The organism is uncultured Psychrosphaera sp., from assembly GCF_947500655.1.
In the GTDB taxonomy this organism is placed as follows: domain Bacteria; phylum Pseudomonadota; class Gammaproteobacteria; order Enterobacterales; family Alteromonadaceae; genus Psychrosphaera.
Genome location: NZ_CANMSK010000019.1, coordinates 14,358 through 32,831, shown reverse-complemented (window position 1 = coordinate 32,831; position 18,474 = coordinate 14,358). Strand labels below are relative to the sequence as shown.

General features: G+C 37.6%; 14 protein-coding genes and 1 pseudogene. 12 read left to right on the top strand and 3 right to left on the bottom strand.

The features are described from left to right. Positions 1-155: 155 nt before the first annotated feature. Positions 156-809 (top strand): DUF4349 domain-containing protein, encoded by a 654-nt coding sequence (locus tag Q0940_RS14255; protein WP_299269882.1) that lies wholly within the window; start codon positions 156-158, stop codon positions 807-809. Between the two features lie 186 nt (positions 810-995). Here Q0940_RS14255 and Q0940_RS14250 read toward each other — a convergent pair whose 3' ends face one another. Continuing rightward, a complete protein-coding gene (locus tag Q0940_RS14250; protein WP_299269879.1) occupies positions 996-1,901 on the bottom strand; it encodes a LysR family transcriptional regulator in 906 nt (301 codons plus the stop codon). 262 nt (positions 1,902-2,163) lie between these two features. On the opposite strand from Q0940_RS14250, the gene Q0940_RS14245 reads away from it, so the two are divergent. From Q0940_RS14245 to Q0940_RS14200, 10 genes and pseudogenes are all read left to right on the top strand, one after another. Beyond that, positions 2,164-2,850: a type 1 glutamine amidotransferase domain-containing protein gene (locus tag Q0940_RS14245; RefSeq protein WP_299269876.1), complete on the top strand. Its 687-nt coding sequence runs from the start codon at positions 2,164-2,166 to the stop codon at positions 2,848-2,850. A 135-nt stretch (positions 2,851-2,985) separates the two neighbouring features. Further along, positions 2,986-4,155 (top strand): iron-containing alcohol dehydrogenase, encoded by a 1,170-nt coding sequence (locus Q0940_RS14240; RefSeq protein ID WP_299269873.1) that lies wholly within the window; start codon positions 2,986-2,988, stop codon positions 4,153-4,155. Between the two features lie 20 nt (positions 4,156-4,175). After that, the gene (locus Q0940_RS14235; protein WP_299269870.1) at positions 4,176-5,216 is read left to right on the top strand and encodes an NADP-dependent oxidoreductase; all 1,041 of its coding nucleotides are present in this window, start codon (positions 4,176-4,178) and stop codon (positions 5,214-5,216) included. A gap of 166 nt (positions 5,217-5,382) precedes the next feature. Beyond that, the gene (locus Q0940_RS14230) at positions 5,383-6,486 is read left to right on the top strand and encodes an efflux RND transporter periplasmic adaptor subunit (RefSeq protein ID WP_299269867.1); all 1,104 of its coding nucleotides are present in this window, start codon (positions 5,383-5,385) and stop codon (positions 6,484-6,486) included. Next, positions 6,486-7,688, top strand: a complete 1,203-nt coding sequence (locus tag Q0940_RS14225) for an ABC transporter permease (RefSeq protein ID WP_299269865.1) — start codon at positions 6,486-6,488, stop codon at positions 7,686-7,688. The genes Q0940_RS14230 and Q0940_RS14225 overlap by 1 nt, the downstream gene beginning before the upstream one ends. A gap of 38 nt (positions 7,689-7,726) precedes the next feature. Then, on the top strand, positions 7,727-8,494 hold the full coding sequence (locus Q0940_RS14220) for an ABC transporter ATP-binding protein (protein ID WP_299269863.1): 768 nt from the start codon (positions 7,727-7,729) through the stop codon (positions 8,492-8,494). Between the two features lie 79 nt (positions 8,495-8,573). After that, on the top strand, positions 8,574-9,677 hold the full coding sequence (locus Q0940_RS14215) for a 3',5'-cyclic-nucleotide phosphodiesterase (protein ID WP_299269859.1): 1,104 nt from the start codon (positions 8,574-8,576) through the stop codon (positions 9,675-9,677). 105 nt (positions 9,678-9,782) lie between these two features. After that, positions 9,783-10,145: pseudogene (locus Q0940_RS14210) on the top strand (hypothetical protein); the annotation flags it as partial. Positions 10,146-10,223: 78 nt separating this feature from the next. Next, the gene (locus tag Q0940_RS14205) at positions 10,224-10,949 is read left to right on the top strand and encodes an SIMPL domain-containing protein (RefSeq protein WP_299269856.1); all 726 of its coding nucleotides are present in this window, start codon (positions 10,224-10,226) and stop codon (positions 10,947-10,949) included. Positions 10,950-11,131: 182 nt separating this feature from the next. Then, a complete protein-coding gene (locus Q0940_RS14200; protein ID WP_299269853.1) occupies positions 11,132-12,940 on the top strand; it encodes a hypothetical protein in 1,809 nt (602 codons plus the stop codon). 213 nt (positions 12,941-13,153) lie between these two features. Here the strand turns inward: Q0940_RS14200 and Q0940_RS14195 are convergent, their stop codons facing one another. Together Q0940_RS14195 and Q0940_RS14190 are read right to left on the bottom strand one after the other, a co-directional pair. Then, positions 13,154-16,321: a multidrug efflux RND transporter permease subunit gene (locus Q0940_RS14195; RefSeq protein WP_299269850.1), complete on the bottom strand. Its 3,168-nt coding sequence runs from the start codon at positions 16,319-16,321 to the stop codon at positions 13,154-13,156. Between the two features lie 12 nt (positions 16,322-16,333). Next, the gene (locus Q0940_RS14190) at positions 16,334-17,527 is read right to left on the bottom strand and encodes an efflux RND transporter periplasmic adaptor subunit (protein ID WP_299269847.1); all 1,194 of its coding nucleotides are present in this window, start codon (positions 17,525-17,527) and stop codon (positions 16,334-16,336) included. Positions 17,528-17,715: 188 nt separating this feature from the next. Here Q0940_RS14190 and Q0940_RS14185 point away from each other — a divergent pair, with 188 nt between their 5' ends. Next, complete coding sequence (locus Q0940_RS14185; RefSeq protein ID WP_299269844.1) at positions 17,716-18,357, top strand: TetR/AcrR family transcriptional regulator; 642 nt, start codon at positions 17,716-17,718, stop codon at positions 18,355-18,357. Positions 18,358-18,474: the final 117 nt, after the last annotated feature.

Genomic DNA, 18,474 nt, shown 5'->3' with positions numbered 1-18,474 from the left:
GTTTTACATATCCTTAGCTGTTTTCAAAATAAAGAAGATAAATTCTCAGGTTACAAATACAAAAATCACCCTTTAAATTGGATACTTTTAAAGTAAACGAATTATGGAGTTATCTGCTGTCTAGTAAGCAGATTGATTTATTCAATGGAGTTAATATGCGTTTATATAAATTAGTGACACTTTTATCTTTTATGCTTCTTATGGGCTGCTCTGCAACAGGTGATGGGGGTTATACTTCAGCTGAAGTAAATAAAGTTGAAAATACACAATCTTCAAGATTGATTGTAAAAAGTGCGGATATTGAATTAGAGGTGAAAGACCTATCTGTAGCGTCAAGCACGATAGAAGATTCAGTATCGGCTTTAAATGGCTATGTTGAATTGATTAATCAAGTTAGTGAAAATAAAAAATACATTAACGTAAAAGTGCCATCAGACAAAGTTGATGGTTTTTTACATGATTTATCAGGTGTTGGTTCGGTAGAGTCGAGTACATTTAGTGCTGAAGATGTAACTGAGCGTATGGTAGATATAAAAGCACGTTTAGGTAATCTGTATTTATTAAGATCTAAGTATCAAGAGTTACTAAAAAAAGCGAATAAAGTATCTGAGCTTATTCAAATTGAAAAAGAGCTGACAGAAATTCAAACTGAAATTGACTCGATTGAAGGTAAACGTAAATCGCTACAAGGGCAGGTTGATATGTCTAAGGTTTCTATTCAACTTAAACGAGAAGTTATATACGGACCGTTAGGGTATGTTATTAAAGGGACTATCTGGGTAATTAAAAAGCTATTTATCATTAATTAGTTACGCACTTTAGATCAAAATAGTGATGTCAAAAAAGAACCATATACTTATTCCTCTAATTATTAAGCCGATTAACACTAAGTTAATCGGCTTTTTATTTTTTTTACACAAACAAATCAACTTTCAAACCTTATAGCTTTCAAGCATTAAAACCTTCAAGCCTTAAAACTTACCAGCTTCAATTCTTCAAACCCGCACTTGCTGTTTGGCAAAGTAGTCTTTTAAAAAATCTAATAACAATCTTACTTTTTTGGTATTACCGGCTCCGGGTAAAAACACGCCAAATATATTGATATCACTTAATTGGTAGTCACTCATTACTTGTTCTAACGTTCCAGCTTTTATTTTTGGCCACGCATCGTAAACGGGGATGCGGCCTAAACCATGTCCACCTTCAATAAATGCGGTCCTGGCTGCGGCGTTGTTAGTACTAATTCCACCTTTAGTGGCAACGCTGTAAGAACGAGTGCCTTTTTTAAGTTCTATGTTGCCTGAGGTCAGTTTGTATATAACCCATTGATGTTTGGTTAAATCAGCTGGTTTTTTTGGGCGACCATACTGGTTTAAGTATTCCGGAGAGCCGCATAAACACATAGGTAACACAGAAAGTTTTACCGCTTGTAAACCACTGTCAGCCAAAGGCGCACCACGGATGGCGATATCAATACCTTGCTGCATAATATTGACGACTTCATCCGTTAACATCACGTCCAAATCTATTTTTGGGTATAAGGTTTTGAACTGATTTAATGCTGGAATAATGGTTTGCAAGCCAACATTAACCGGACAAGTTATTTTAATAAGCCCTTGTGGCTCATTTTTTAAATTTTCTATTTGTTGATTAGCGGCAAATGCTTGCTCTGCAATAATACGACAACGTTGATAATATTCACTGCCAGCTTCGGTTAAACCTATGGTGCGAGTAGAACGATTAAGTAATGTTACGCCAAGTTGCGTCTCTAGCTTCTTAATATGATAGCTCACCACCGCACGGCTTAAGTTAATGTGCTTTGCAGCCGCAGACAAACTTCCTTGCTCTACGACTTGGGCAAAAACCACCATGCTTTTTAGCTGGTCAAAAGAAATGTCCATGTTTACTGACTCACTGAGTTGATCTATTTAGTTGTTATTTTCAATATAGATACCATTGTATCAAATATTTTGACAATGATATCAAATTACTCTGCATTGTTAATTTAAGCTTGGCCTATATACTCTATACATCACTTTATATAAGACAGTTATTTAATAAACGCTCATTAGATAACACGTTATAAACACATCAATTATTAAACGTTTTTATTAAAGAAAGATTCTTAAAGATTGATGTTCATTAATTCAAGGAATAAATACAATGGCTTTAAATATATTAATGGTACTTACTTCACATGCTGATTTAGGCGACACGGGCGAGAAAACGGGTTTCTGGGTAGAAGAGTTTGCCGCACCTTATTACATATTCAAAGATGCGGGTGTAAATATGACATTAGCTTCTCCACTAGGCGGACAGCCACCGGTTGATCCAAAAAGTGAATTAGAAGACTTCCAAACGGCAGCAACTAAACGTTTTGATGCTGACAGCGAAGTACAAAAATTAATTGCTAATACAGTGGAATTATCATCGGTAAATGCAGACGATTACGATGCTGTATTTTACCCAGGTGGTCACGGTCCATTATGGGATTTAACAGACAATACAGATTCAATTAGCTTATTAGAAAACTTTGTAGCACAAAATAAACCTGTGTCTGCGGTATGTCATGCAACGGCTGCTTTGCTAAATGTTAAAGACACTAATGGTGAGTTTTTCATTAAAGGTAAAGAAATTACTGGTTTCAGTAACAGCGAAGAAGACGCGGTACAATTACGTGAAGTGGTACCATTTATGTTAGAAGATGAAATTGTTAACCGTAACGCTCAATACCAAAGTGGTGCTGACTGGCATCCGTTTGCTATCCAAGATGGGTTAGCAATTACCGGTCAAAACCCAGCAAGTTCAGAGTTAGCTGCGGAAAAATTATTAACATTTTTAGCGAAGTAACATTCCTAGCAAAGTAATACGCTTAGCTAATCGATTGCCGGTAAAGTTTAGAGTACGCTGTTTATAAGTACTGTAATTTTCAATATAGACAGGGTGTGTAGTCGCACGATTACACATCCTAATTTAAGGATACATATGTTTAATTTTAGTTTTGAAAACACAACAAAAATTCATTTTGGTGAAGGTAAAATAGCCGCATTAAGTAAAGAGATACCAGCTAATGCCAATGTGTTATTTGTTTACGGTGGCGGCTCAATAAAAACTAATGGTGTTTATGATCAAGTTGTTGACGCTTTAAAAGATCACACATTTTTTGAATTTTCAGGTATCGAACCAAATCCAAAGTACGACACATTAGTAAAAGCCTTACCTATCATCAAAGAAAACAATATTGATTACATATTGGCTGTTGGTGGTGGTTCTGTGGTTGACGGCGTTAAGTTTATTGCGGCAGCTGCTTTCTTTGAGGCAAAAAATGAGGGTGACGAACCTTGGGATATTCTTGCTAAACAAGCACCAATTAACAAAGCATTGCCAATTGGCGCTGTGCTTACATTACCAGCAACGGGATCTGAATCTAATATAGGTTCAGTAGTGACTAAAGACGGTAATAAACTTGCGTTTATGCATCCTTTAGTTCGTCCAAAGTTTGCGGTATTAGATCCAAAAGTAACCTTGTCTTTATCTGAACGCCAAGTAAGTAACGGTGTGGTAGATGCGTTTGTTCATACTATTGAGCAATACTTAACGTATCCGGTAAATGCAAAAGTACAAGACCGTTTTGCAGAAGGTCTATTGCATACTTTAATTGAAGAGGGTGAAAAAGTATTACAGCCTGAACACAACAAAGACTTAGAAGTGCGCGCTAACATTATGTGGGCAGCGACGATGGCATTAAACGGTTTAATTGGTACCGGTGTGCCACAAGACTGGACCACTCACATGTTAGGCCATGAGTTAACGGCTGAATTTAATATCGATCATGCTCGTACGTTATCTATCGTATTACCTGCTGTGATGAAAGTATGTAAAGCGGATAAGCACGCTAAATTAGTTCAATACGCTGAACGAGTATGGAATATTACAACTGGTACTGACGAACAAAAAATTGAACAAGCGATTGCAAAAACAGAAGCATTTTTTGTTGCGATGAAAGTGCCGACTCGCTTGTCAGAAGTTGACGTAGATGCATCAAAAATTGATACTTTAGTGAAACGTTTAGAGCAACATGGTATGACTCAACTTGGTGAACACCAAAAAGTAACACTTGATGTTAGCCGTGAAATTTATCAACTAGCACTTTAATTGCTTAAGGTCTTATGAATATGTCTCAATCAAAAAACAGTAATAGACAAATTACATTAGCATCTCGTCCAAATGGCGAGCCAAAACCAACTGATTTTAAATTAGTAGAAACCGCTATCCCGACAATCACTCAAGGGCAGGTTTTATTAAGAACGGTATATTTATCGTTAGACCCTTATATGCGTGGACGTATGAGCGATGCTGAATCTTATGCTGATCCGGTAGCGATTAATGGCGTTATGGTTGGTGGTTCGGTTTGCCGTGTAGAGCAAACATTAAATGACAACTTCAAGCAAGGTGATTGGGTTGTCGCATTTGGTGGTTGGCAAGATTACAGTGTATCTGACGGAGTTGATTTATTAAAACTACCAGAGCAGCTTGCACAAAAATCCTATGCGTTAGGTATTTTAGGTATGCCAGGCTTAACGGCTTATATGGGATTGATGGATATTGGCCAACCAAAAGCAGGTGAAACAGTAGTAGTTGCAGCAGCAACTGGTGCGGTAGGTAGCTTAGTTGGACAAATTGCTAAGTTAAATGGATGTCACGTAGTGGGCATTGCTGGTGGCGCTGAAAAATGTGACTACGCAGTCAATGAACTTGGTTTTGATGCGTGTGTTGATCATAAATCAGCAGACTTGGCTGAGACATTAAAACAAGCTTGTCCAAATGGTATTGACGTTTATTTTGAAAACGTAGGTGGTGCTGTATTTGATGCCGTACTTCCATTATTAAATACCAAAGCAAGAGTGCCATTGTGTGGTTTGATTTCACAATATAACGCAACATCGTTACCTGATGGGCCTGACAGGATGGGCGCATTAATGGGCCGTTTATTGGTTAAGCGTATTAAAATGCAGGGCTTTATTGTATTTGATGATTACGGTCATCGTTACAACGAGTTCAGCGACGTTATGTCGAACTGGCTACAACAAGGTCAAATCAAGTACAAAGAACATTTAGTTCAAGGCATTGAAAACTCAGCTGAGGCTTTCATCGGTTTATTAAAAGGTGAAAACTTTGGTAAGTTAGTGGTACAAGTTGGTTCCGATAGTTTATAACGTAAACGTTATATGAAAATGAAATATAAAAAAGGCGCTATTTTGCGTCTTTTTTTGATCTAGATCTTAGGACTCACATTGAACCTATTATTTAGATAGTAAGTTTGTTTTAATTTATATTACTATAACTACAACAAATTAAGATAAGCAGGAAGTTACTTTAGCCATGGGTAAATATCAAAAACCATTTTTGATCATGTGTTTTTTATTAGTTTTAGTATTTATTGCTAACTATGTATACAAACAAAGTAGCGCGCCATTAAATATTGATGTTTTACAGGTAAGTACGGGCGAGGCTGAATTAGTTTTGGCGGTAGTCGGACGCGTTCGTACCAAAAATGTAGTGAATGTTAGAGTCGAATTTCCCGGTAAAATTATTACCTTGTTAGCGGATGAAGGTGACAAAGTAAAATACGGAGACACAATAGCTGAACTGCGTTCTGCATCTCAACAAGCGGCACTCGCCGAGGCTGAAGCCAATTTACACACACTTGAGGCGCAACTTGAATTTGCTCAACAAGACTTTGACCGTATTTCTGAATTATCAAAACAAGGCTTAGTTGCTAATTTATTACTGGATCAATCTCGCGCAAATCTTGCTACAGCTAAATCAAAATTAATTGGTGCAAAAGAAGCCAGAAATCAGGCCGTTATTCGCGTTAACGACTACCTAATTAAAAGTCCTCTTGACGGTATTGTTCTGTCACGCCCGATAGATCAAGGGCAAGTGGTTAGTCTCAGTGATACTCTTTTCGAAATCGGCTCTGTAGGGCCTGTTGAAATTGAAGCTGAAATTGATGAGGTTTATGCCTCTGAACTCTCATTACAAATGAAAGCTTTACTGGCTCCAACTGGTAAACAAAGCGCTGTTAAAGGCTTTATCTCTGAAATATCGCCAAGAGTAAATCCTTTAAATGGCTCAAGACTCACACGCATAATGTTAGATAAAACCAATCCTGACTTTGTGCCGGGACGTTCAATTGATGTAAATATTTCAGTGCAATCCTTTGATAACGCGTTAAGTGTGCCAAGAAGTGCACTTAGAAAAGAAGGTGATACTTGGCTTGTTTATAGTGTTGTTGAACAAAGTATTAAATCTAACCCGGTTACTTTTATTGACTGGCCTGGAAGCTCGGTCGTATTAAAAACAGGACTGACACCAAAAACCTTAGTTGCCCTTGATGCAACAGTGGCTGCTAAAGCTTTAGCTGAAGGGCAGCGAGTGAAAGCAAATACAGCTGAAATGAAAGTTATTAAAGAGGCTCACTAATGCCGTTTTCACTGTTAGTTGCGTGGCGTTATATCACCGCAAACAGTTTGCAAACATTATTGCTGGTACTTGGCGTGTCACTTAGTGTTGTGGTATTTGTTTTTATTACCGCGTTAATTAATGGTTTGAGTATTTTTTTAACACAAGAAACCACCAGTAAAATTGCTCACATAGAATTAGAACCTGCAAATAAAATCGCCCGAGTATTAACGAACGATAATCGTTTTGTCGCGCAGCCTGTCTCTACCTTACAACGCAAACAAATACGTAACTGGCAACAAGTTATAGAAATTGCGGGATCAACACCGGGAGTAAGTGTGATCAGTCCAATAGTTGATGGTAATGCCTTTTTAGTTCGCGGCGAAGCAACTCAACCAATAGCAATTCAAGGCGTAGAGCCTAGCAAGGTTGACGCTATTACTAATATTAGTAGTTACATCATAAAGGGCACGGCTGAGTTAACAACGGGAGGCTTAATTATTGGTGCTGACTTAGCCGATGAATTAGGTTTGTTTGTTGGCACACCTGTATTATTAAAGTCGGAACGGGGCGCTGAACGTTTGTTGTCTATTACTGGTATTTTTAGAGTAGGTTTGTCTAGTTTAGATCAACGAGTTGGTTTTTTATCAATTAATGTTGCAAGGCCGTTATTTGACTTGCCTGATGGCATAACCTCATTGGGCTTAAAACTAGACGACCCAGCGGATGCTCCAGCCATTGCAAAAGTGTTACAAAACTCAACACAGTTAAAATCCACACCTTGGCAAGAAAAAAATAAGAGTCTGCAAAACGCCACTGACGCTCAAGGACGCACAGGTAACTTTATTCAAGGTTTTACATTACTGGCCATTATTATCTCAATATCTAGTGCTCTTTTATTATCCACATATCGTCGCCGTGCTGAAATTGGCATAATGCGCGCAACTGGAATATCACGACAATTTGTCGCCACTGTATTTATTTTCCAAGGTATTTTTATTGGGGCTTTAGGTGCTTTTTTAGGTGCAGCGGCAGGTTATCAATTATGTGTTAAATTAGCCTCTATCACCAAAGCAGACGGAAGTTCAATGCTGCCGATAGCACCAAGTGAAGGCGGTTATATGTTAGTGATAATCTTAACTATTGTAGGTGCTGCTTTAGCCGCAGTATTACCTGCAAGAGCGGCGTCTGCGGTTGATCCAGTTGAGGCCATTCAACAATGATCTATAACACGAGCAGCAATAACATAAGCAGTGATACAGTGAGCAACAATACTGTGAGCAACAATACTGTGAGCAACAATACTGTGAGCAACAATACTGTGAGCAAGGTAGCAAAGAGTAAAACAAATAGCACATTGCTGTTAGCAAACAACATTATAAAAACTTTCCGAAATGGCGAACAAGAAACCTTTGTTCTTAAAGGGATTAATTTAACTATTCCACAAGGAAAAATGATTGCATTGCAGGGCGCTTCTGGCTCAGGAAAGTCAACCTTACTTAATATTCTTGGTTTGTTAATGCGGCCAACATCGGGTGAGTTAATGTTGTTAGATCATTCATTAACTAACTTGTCAGATGCAGAGTTGTCTAATTACCGTAATCGACATCTTGGTTTTGTTTTCCAATATCATAATTTATTACCCGATTTTACCGCGTTAGAGAATGTCGCGTTTCCTGCTGCAGCGACTAGAGGGCGGTTAACCGCTGACATTAAAAAGCGGGCTTTGTTATTGCTCGATAAAGTCGGGTTGAGCGACCGAAGCAATTTCTTGGCTAGTCAGTTATCTGGTGGGCAAAAACAACGTGTCGCTATTGCACGTTCACTAATAAATAATCCCAAACTCGTGTTTGCCGATGAACCAACAGGCAATTTAGATCAAGACTCGGCAAAACAAGTAATGAACTTACTGCGTGATATTAACCAAACGGATAATACAACATTTTTAATATCGACCCATGACAACAGCGTTGCCGCTAATTGCGACGATATTGTGCGGATCATAGATGGTAAAATAGCGGATGTTTAGCTAGATATAGCGGCTTATTATTTGAACCGATGAGCATAAGTTTGTCATCCATTATCTTTTTACTTAGAGAGCTAAAACAATGAACAAAACACTCATCATAGCCTTTGTAACACTTTCTTTATTTAGCGCTTTAAGCTTTCAATTAAATGCTAGTCAGTTGCCAAGCTATGAATCAAACTCTGAATCAAAATCAGGTTTTAATATTACGGTGTTGGGCGCTAAAGGCGGTATTCAAGACGGTAATTTAACTTCTTTTTTGATTGCTCCTATCGGAGATAATAACGCCATTGCTTGTGATGCTGGTTCCATTGTAAATGGATTAAGAGTCGCTAATGAAAGAGGTGCGTTTAAACATATTAACGTGCCAAAAGATTCAACAGATACAAAAATAGGTTACATTTTAAAACAGCATATTAAAGGCTATCTTATTAGTCATGCGCATTTGGATCATGTTTTGGGGATGATCATCGCATCACCAGATGATAGCGCTAAACCAATTTACGGTTTAGCGTCCACCATAAAAGCAATGCAAGACACTCATTTTAATTGGCAATCTTGGGTCAACTTTGCAGATAGTGGTACGCCACCAACCCTTAATAAATATAATTATGTTGAGTTAGCTCCTTTTCTTAAAGCAACTGCCGTGACAAAAGCACCAAACGTAAAACAATCACTGACAGGAACAAGCATGTCGGTTACTGCATTTCCATTAAGTCATACACAAGACTCGACTGCTTTTTTAATTGAGAATACAACCTCTACGGAGACTAAAAATACAGACGCAGTGTTATGTTTTGGTGACACAGCAGCTGATAGCATTACCAAATCAAACAAGTTATTAACCGTATGGCAAGCAAGTGCTGAGCTAGTAAAGTCGGGCGGGTTAAAAGCTATTGTGATTGAAACTTCATATATAAATAACAGACCGGATCATTTGTTGTTTGGGCATTTAACACCAAAATATCTTTTACAAGAATTACATAAACTGGAAGCGTTAGCTGGTGGAAAAGGGTCACTTGCGGGCTTGCCGGTTATTATCAGCCATATTAAATATTCTCTGGTATCGGCTAAACCCATAGGTGATTCGATAGAGAAAACCATTCTAAAAGAATTAACTTCAGGTAATGATATGCAAGTTAACTTTATCATTCCTGAGCAAGGCGACAGTTGGAATTTTAATTAAGTCTAATTGGAGGCTTTAGGCGCTAATTCTAGGAGTTAGTAGGACGTGCTATTAAATATCAATCTCATGGTCATTTCTTTTTCTATTTATAAAAGTGAAACATTTATACCTGAGTTTATAAAGTTAGATATAAAGATCGGCAGATATGGTTTATTACTTACCTGAGCAAACAAGGGTTATTAGTAGAACCAAAAAAAGTTATATAAAAACAACAAACAGTAAGAAAGCATCCAAATCTATTAAAAGAATTAAAACCTTTAACACCTAAAAGGTATTTGTCAGTGAGATAACTTATGTTAAAACAGAGCAAGGCGTACATTACCTCTCATTAATCACAGATGTTATAGTCGAAAGATTATGGGTTATGAGTTGAGTGATGAAATGAGACCGCATTTAAGTTTGGGAATGAAAACACCAAACCAAATGCATAAAAAAGACCAGAAGCAGAAGCTACTGGCCTTATATTAAAACCGTCAACGTATTTTAGGACGGAATATTCTGTTTTTAAAGTAACTGTTTTAACTTCATAATTTAAGGAACGTTTTAATGAAATATATTTGGCTACTAGTACTCAGTGTTTTTTCAGTTTCCACTTTTGCATCATCAATTCCAGACTTTCCATTTGTTACTGTGACTGGGGAGAGTGTTCGTAAAGTTGAACCTGACAATGCAAAATTAAGTTTTTACATTATCACCTTTGACAAAGAAGCCGCTAATGCAAAACTCACCTTAGACAAGACAGCAAAAGAAGTTGTAAAGCTACTCAAAGCAAATGATGTACAAGAGAAAGACATCATTTCATTCGAACTGAATAAACGAGTAAAAAGAGCCAGAGATAAAAGCTATAACGAATTAGGCATTTTAGGTTATGACTTTATCCAACGATTTGAAGTGACGTTACATAACTTAAAAAAATACTCAGAATTAACTAATGCCTTATTAGCTACTAACTATGTTGAAAATATAACAAGTCAGTTCGACTTTTCAAAAAGAGACTTGGTAGAAGTTGAATTAATAAAAGAAGCGGCGGCAAAAGCAAAACAAAAAGCCAAACATATGGCGTCAGGCCTAGGTGTACGTTTAGGATCTGTATTTGCCTTTAATGACTCAGGCTCTTATGCCTCTTTTTTTGCCACGTTTGGTTTAAGCACGGACCGTTCAGGTTATCTTGCAAAAGCGATGCGTTCTGAAGCTGAGAATTCCAATGCCTTTATACCTCAATATATTGAAGTGTCTAAAAGTATAAATGTGGTTTATAAAATCCAGAATTAATAACTTTGCTATAACAATAAGATCTTAATATGCATAGGCAGCTAAGTTTAAGCTTAGCTAGTTATCCTTTCATATTACTTTACGCACTGCTTAAAAATTGAAACTAAAAGTAAATAGCCCAAACTAAAGCTATTTACTTTGCTGCCGATAGAAAGTTACAACTGACTTTCAAAGGACTGCAAGTGGTTAACTCAATTGAACAATCAGTTACGGCTAAGGTAGTCAGTAACAACTCCAATCAATCAAGCTCAGTAAATGATGCTAGTGTAAGTGCTAGCGCTGAGACAAGCTCAAAAGTCAGTCAAGAATCTAAGGTCGCAGTAGATACATTGCAACTTTCCCAACCTAAAGTTGAACAATTATTGTCTAAAGCCTTATTAAGTTCTGGTGAGTCAATCAACTTCTCTAATAATTCAGTTTCAAACGGCCCCGTCTCCAACATTTACTCTAATTCAAGGCTTTCAGTAGAAACAATACAAGAACAGTATTTGGAGTATTCTAAAGGGGGATTTAGCATCTCGGAAGGTAACTTTAACTTTCTTACTAAATTCCAGTACCAAGAACGAATTGCTGAATTATCAAGTTCTCTCATTTCACACTCAAAAGACGCCCATACTCAAGTAACCGATATCTTGTCTAATTTGGGACAGTTAGATACAGAAGCGAAAGATTACTTAACTCAGAGTGAATATTATATTGAAGGTGAAGTCAGTAAATTAGAGAAGTTAGCTCTAGCTTACAAAGATGAGACTAACTATTTCACTTTTGAATTAAAGACCCAAGAAGGGGATACGGTATTTATAAAATATAAACAGCCGGAGTTTAACCCTTTTGATATAGAAGACATTCTTCCTCAAGATAATTTCTCCATAACGGTAGATGGTGATATTTCCGAGGAAGAGCAAAAAGCGCTTGAGGCCTTATATGGAAAGGTATCTGAATTTATTGAAGATAACTTCAATACAATGCAATCAAAGAATGGAGGCTTTTCTTTAGATAGGTTAGATCTAAGCGATAGTTTTGATAACAGTATATTAACTGGGTTCGAGATTACGATGCAGGAAAATAATAATCAGGCCTCTTACAACTATCAAATAGATAATGCGAATAAAACACAAACGTTAACTACGAGTTTGAGCCACAATAGTAAAAGTCTGAGTTATGATTTTTCCTTAACTACGGGATTAAATCAGCAACAAGACAATGGCCAACTAGCTAAAAACATTGAGCAATTAAAGAATGTATTAGACGACACTAACGGCTCTTTTGCTGGTAATAGTGGATTAAATCAATATTTATTAGATAGTTATTCTGCGCTATTCACCAATACAGAAGATTTAAAAAGTCCTGAAAGCGAGAAACAAAAGGAAACTCAAGCCGCTGTAGAGCTTGTTAATGATGAGCTGTTAGGTTTAGAAATGTCGCTACCATCAGTGAACTTAATGAAAATAAGCAGGTTAATGGACTTTGAGTTTAGCTTATCCGTTTCCTCTAAATCAGGACAAAAATCTTATGATACTAAACTGGATATGTCACAAACTACAAATGTTGAGTCATTAAGCCAAACTACAAAAGTTAATCAATCAAAACAATTAAACGTAGACAGCACAATAACAACACAAATTCCAAACAGTTTAGATGCCAAAGTACATTCCAGAGACTATCAATGGCAACAGACCCTTAGCGCTACTTTAGATCAGTCAGGAAAGTTATCTGATTATAAGGCGATTAGTAAGGAGTCTATTGAAGATATTAAACAACGAAGTGAATCAAGCGGTATGCTTTATACGGACTTAAGTTATAAAGAAAACTCAGAAGCACTAGACTTAAAAGTATTAGACGATATTGTAAAAATAACAAAATCTAACACCACAATGGAAGAGAATAAGTCGACGGTCAGGTTTAAAGAAGAACGTCCAATTACTTTGTCACATGATAAACAAATTGCAGCTTATACAGATGTTCAATCGTATAAATTGCCAAATAAATAACGGCAGAATAACAGTCTGAAGCTGTAAGTTTTAAGGCTATTAATGTTTTCACATAAACCCAGAGTTAATATTCTTTCACTCTTCACTCTTCACTCTTCACTCTTCACTCAGTAGTCAGCATTACTACTTTAAAATACCAATAAAATCAATATAAAAAAAGGGAACCGCTTGGGTTCCCTAGATAAAATATTTATGAAAGGTGTTAGTTTTAAACTAAGCCTCTTCTACTTTTACATGTTCTTTTTTGTGATTCTCTGCAATGTCTTCAGCAAGTTCTGCTTTTGAACGTTTTTCTGTCATTTTACGTTCAGTTAACCAGAAGAAGAACAGTGGAACAAAGAATATCGCTAAGAATGTCGCAGCCATCATGCCACCCATAACACCAGTACCAACACTATGACGAGCACCAGCTCCAGCACCAGAACTTAGTACAAGAGGCACAACACCAAGAATAAAGGCAAGTGAAGTCATTATGATTGGTCTAAAACGTAAGCGTGCAGCTTCCAGCGCTGCTGTACTCGCACTCCAACCTTCCTGATACTTCATCAAGGCATACTCAACAATTAGTATGGCATTCTTACTGGCGAGCCCTAATAACGTAACTAGACCAATTTGGAAGTAAACATCATTTGTTAAGCCTGCAATCCAAACCGAAATTAGAGCTCCGAAAGTACCAAATGGCAATGCCAACAATACAGAAATTGGTAACGACCAACGCTCATACAAGGCAGCTAATATTAGGAACACCATAATAACGGCTAAACCTAATGCGATACCTGTGGTACCTGAACTTTGCTTTTCTTGGAAAGCCGCACTAGTCCATTCATAGGCTAAGTTCGGCGGTAATACTTCTTTCGCAATACGTTCTAATTCAGCAATGGCTTGACCAGAACTATAACCTGGAGCAGCACTACCAATTAACTTAACTGCTGGTAGGTTATTGTATCTATCTTGGCTTTCTGGACCGCGGCTAAATTCAATATCTGAAAACGCTGTAATAGGAACCATATCACCAGAGTTACTTTTCACATAAATTCTGCCTATGTCTTCAGGAGAGTCTCTAAATTCAGCTTCTGCAGACATAATAACCTGCCATGCGCGACCAAACTTATTAAAGTCGTTTACATAGTAAGTACCCAAGTTTCCAGCTAAGGCTGTAAAGGCATCACCAATTTCAATACCCATAGCACGAGCTTGTTCACGGTCAACATCAACATTTATTTGTGGAGCATTAGGACGCCAAAGCGTCTGTATTCCAGATAAAATAGGGCTTTGACGAGCCGCCCCCATAAGAAGTTGCATACCTTGTTTTAATTCTGCAGTACTGTCATTACCTTTGCTTTGTAAGTAAACTTCAAATCCACCTGTGCTGCCTAAACCTCGAATTGCAGGTGGATTAAAGGCAAGAACTAAGGCTTCTTTGATATGAGCTGTTTTCATAAACAATTCACCAACTAAAGAGGTGGTATCTTGATCTCGTTCGCTCCAATCTTTTTGCATCACAAACATAGTTGCAGCACTTGTTTTAAATCCGCCACCGATAAAGTCAAAACCAGTAAAAGCAACAACGTTAAGGTTGGCTGGATTTGATTTTATTGCGGCAGAAACTTCATCAACAACAGCTTTTGTACGTTCTAATGATGAACCATCAGGTAAAAATATTGCTGATATGTAGAAACCTTGGTCTTCTTCAGGTACTAATGAACCTGGCGTACTTTTCCACATTAAGCCAGTGATTGCCACCATGCCAACAACTAAAGTTAGAGCTAATAAACCACGGCGAATAAAGAAACTTACACCACCAACATATTTTCCTGTGATTGCCGTAAACGTTCGGTTAAACCAAAGGAAGAATGGGGCGGTTTGTTTATGCTCTTGTTTTAATATAAGTACACAAAGGGCCGGTGTCATTGTAAGTGCGACAACACCCGATAAAGTTACGGCAATTGAAATGGTAATAGCAAACTGGCGGAACAACTCGCCGGTTAAGCCACCCAAGAAGGCGATAGGAACAAAAACTGAACATAGTACTAATACAATCGCAACAACCGGTCCGCTAACTTCTTTCATTGCTTTAATCGAGGCTTCACGTGCACTTAAACCTTCTTCGTGCATAATACGTTCAACGTTTTCTAGTACAACAATCGCATCGTCCACCACAATACCAATCGATAACACCATACCAAATAAGGTTAATGTATTGATTGAGTAACCCAGCATATACATACCCGCAAAGGTACCAAGTAAAGATACTGGAACGGCTAAAATAGGAATTAAGGTTGCACGCCAGTTTTGTAAGAATAAATAAACAACGAGGAATACTAATAGCATTGCTTCAGCTAATGTTTTTAGTACTTCTTTTATTGATACTTCAACAAACTTGGTCGTGTCGAATGATGTAGTATGTTCAAGCCCCATAGGGAAGCTTTCTTTAGCTTCATCAATTAAGTCAGTTACATTTTTAGCCACTTCAATCGCGTTTGCACCTGGCGCTAAAAACACACCTAATAACACCGCTTCATGGCCATTAAACGTACCTTTGAAGTTATAGTCTTTAGCACCTAACTCAACACGTGCAATATCTTTTAAGCGTAATGAACTACCATCTGGATTTGAACGGATAATAATATCTTCAAACTCACTCACGTCTGTTAAACGTCCTTGAGCTGTAACGCTATAAACTAATTCTTGAGGAGAACTTAACGTTGGAGTCGCACCTATTTTACCAGCTGCATATTGAGAGTTCTGGCTCCCAACCGCTGCTGCTACTTCAGGTACCGTCACTTTTAATTGACTCATTACATCTGGTCTAAGCCAAATACGCATAGCGTAATCTTTTGCGCCAAATACAGTGATACCAGTAGTACCTTTAATACGTTTGACTTTATCTAGGATATTTAACGTAACGTAGTTTGATGTCCATAAACTAGATCGACTACCATCCGACGAATAAAACGCATGGATTTGTAAGAAACTAGAAGAGGCTTTTTGTACTTGTACACCTTGGCGAACGGTTTGCTCAGGTAGGCGAGCTTCAACTTGTTTAACACGGTTACTCACATTAACCGTTGCTTGGTCGATATCAGTCCCTATTTCAAAGGTAACAGAAATAGTCACTGCGCCTGCACTTGAAGAGGTAGAAGACATATACATCATGTCTTCAACACCGGTAATTGCATTTTCAATCGGTGCCGCTACGGTTTCTGATAAGACATCAGCAGATGCGCCAGGATAAACTGCCGTTACTTGTACTACAGGTGGTGAAATCTCAGGGTATTGTGAAATTGGCAAGCTACGCATAGCTGCCAAACCTGCCAATACAATGATAATAGATATGACAAATGCAAAGATTGGTCTATCGATAAAAAACTTAGAAAACATAAGTTATCCTTATTATTGAGCTTGGCTATTATCAGCTACGGCTACAGGCATTCCTGGGAAGAAAATACGAGCCATGCCATCAATGATCACTTGGTCATCTAACTTAAGGCCTGAACGAATTACCCAATAATTTTGAATTTCACCGTCAACTTCTTGTTTAATCCATTCACCAACTTGTACTGGTGCAGGTAGCGCAACGGTCATGCCTTTAGCATTTTTTGTCGCTAAGTAAACAAACTTACCAGTGCCACTATCTAGAACAGCACGTTGTGGAACTAAGAATGCATTTTTACGCACAGCGCCAGAAAGTGTTATACGAACAAATTGACCAGGGCGTAAGCTAAACTCAGGATTAGCAACAACCGCTTGTAGTTCACTTGTACCTGTATATTGGTTAATTCGTATATCGCTGAAGTTAACAGAACCAGCGTGAGGATAAACTGAACCATCTTGTAATTTGATGCTTGCATCCCAGTGACCATCTTTTGGTAATGTTAAGTTGCCTGCTGCTTGGTCAGTACGCATAGCTAGTTGCTCACGTTCAGACAAACCAAAACGAACTCTAATTGGATCCAATTGAGTAATTTGGCTTAGTAATAATGCAGGACCGGTTACATAAGTACCTTCAGAAACAAATTCTCTACCCATAACACCATTTACTGGTGATTTTACTTGAGCATAGTCTAAGTTTAGTTTGGCTTGTTTTAATTCTATCTTTGCTTTACTTACATTTGCAGCTGCCACTTCAACAGAAGCTTGTGCGCTATCAAAGTCACTTTGAGAAATAGATTTGTTGTTTTTAAGTTGTGATAGACGAGTAACGTCTTTTTTAGCTTTAGATAAGGTGGCTTCTGCGCTATCTAATAACGCTTCGGCATGTGCTACTGCTAATTGATAAGGTTTAATGTCGATTGTAAATAAAGACTGTCCTTTAGTAACCGCTTGACCTTCATCAAAATTACGTGAAGTTAAGATCCCACCAACGCGAGCTCTTACTTCAACTTCTTTTGAACCAGAAAGGGTAGCTGGTAATTCAATATCAAAAGGTACGTCTTGTGTTGTAGCAGATATAACTTTTACATTAGCAGGAGGCATTCCACCTTGGGCGCCAGCAGGGGCTTCACCACAACTTACGATGAAAGTTGAAAATACTCCTAAAGCCGCTAGTTTTAGCGGGGTTAAAGCCGGATGGTTTTTAATTCGCATATTGGTTTCCAAACTTAATTGATAAGTAAAATAAAAATAAGGGTTAAGCAAAAGTAAACGATAGTGTATACTAAAAAAAACATCGAGTACACGGTGTCGTTTACTTTACTTAGAATAAAATAATAAATAGATTGTTAAATACGTTCTAAAAACAAATTTTGTTAATTAATGCAAGGCAGTAACCTTTTATGAAACCCTATAACTCTAAACATAGTCTAGAGCAATGTAATGCTAAACAAAGTGACATACTTAATGCTGCTATTGTTGAGTTTGCAAAATGTGGTGTTATGGGGACGACCATGGAGCAAATTGCAAAAAGCGGTCAGGTGTCAAAACGTACCTTGTATAAAAATTACGCCAGTAAATGTGATTTGTTTGATGATGTTGTCGACTTATTGTTAAGCACTATCCATGACTTAAATAAATACCAGTATCAAGCTGATGTGCCTATTTTTGACCAACTTAAGTATCTGGCGCATGAAGCCGTGAAACGCACTAAATGCGAAGATTATGTTACTTTGTCTCGCATAGTGATCATAGAATCAATGCGTTCTAAAGAAGCTGCAGAAAGAGTTGATGAAAAATTTAAATTTTGCGAAAAAGGCATGTCTGATTGGTTTACAACGGCAGAAGCAGCTGGCGTTTTAGGTAGCTTGTCAGCCAAAACAGCATCTACTATGTTTTACGGAAGTCTTAAACAACTGACTTATTGGGAACCGGTTATAAAATGGAAACCTGCTTTATCAGATGAAGAGCTTGAGGTTGTGATTGAACAAGTCTGCCAAGTATTCTCAATCGGTTTAACTCAAGTTGCTAACAAGGTTGATTAAATTTAGCTGATGTTAACAACTAAACCTTCATAGCTAAATTTTACACACCCGTTAATCGTATCTTCCTATATATACCTACTTATATCGTCCAAAATTTCAGTCATTGCTCCTTATTTT

What these genes read in the sequence shown, in the direction of transcription:
- Q0940_RS14215 (WP_299269859.1), top strand. Translation starts at nt 8,574, where the DNA reads ATGAACAAAACACTCATCATAGCCTTTGTAACACTTTCTTTATTTAGC.
- Q0940_RS14185 (WP_299269844.1), top strand. Translation starts at nt 17,716, where the DNA reads ATGAAACCCTATAACTCTAAACATAGTCTAGAGCAATGTAATGCTAAA.
- Q0940_RS14195 (WP_299269850.1), bottom strand. Translation starts at nt 16,321, where the DNA reads ATGTTTTCTAAGTTTTTTATCGATAGACCAATCTTTGCATTTGTCATA.
- Q0940_RS14255 (WP_299269882.1), top strand. Translation starts at nt 156, where the DNA reads ATGCGTTTATATAAATTAGTGACACTTTTATCTTTTATGCTTCTTATG.
- Q0940_RS14190 (WP_299269847.1), bottom strand. Translation starts at nt 17,527, where the DNA reads ATGCGAATTAAAAACCATCCGGCTTTAACCCCGCTAAAACTAGCGGCT.
- Q0940_RS14240 (WP_299269873.1), top strand. Translation starts at nt 2,986, where the DNA reads ATGTTTAATTTTAGTTTTGAAAACACAACAAAAATTCATTTTGGTGAA.
- Q0940_RS14225 (WP_299269865.1), top strand. Translation starts at nt 6,486, where the DNA reads ATGCCGTTTTCACTGTTAGTTGCGTGGCGTTATATCACCGCAAACAGT.
- Q0940_RS14205 (WP_299269856.1), top strand. Translation starts at nt 10,224, where the DNA reads ATGAAATATATTTGGCTACTAGTACTCAGTGTTTTTTCAGTTTCCACT.
- Q0940_RS14245 (WP_299269876.1), top strand. Translation starts at nt 2,164, where the DNA reads ATGGCTTTAAATATATTAATGGTACTTACTTCACATGCTGATTTAGGC.
- Q0940_RS14230 (WP_299269867.1), top strand. Translation starts at nt 5,383, where the DNA reads ATGGGTAAATATCAAAAACCATTTTTGATCATGTGTTTTTTATTAGTT.
- Q0940_RS14250 (WP_299269879.1), bottom strand. Translation starts at nt 1,901, where the DNA reads ATGGACATTTCTTTTGACCAGCTAAAAAGCATGGTGGTTTTTGCCCAA.
- Q0940_RS14235 (WP_299269870.1), top strand. Translation starts at nt 4,176, where the DNA reads ATGTCTCAATCAAAAAACAGTAATAGACAAATTACATTAGCATCTCGT.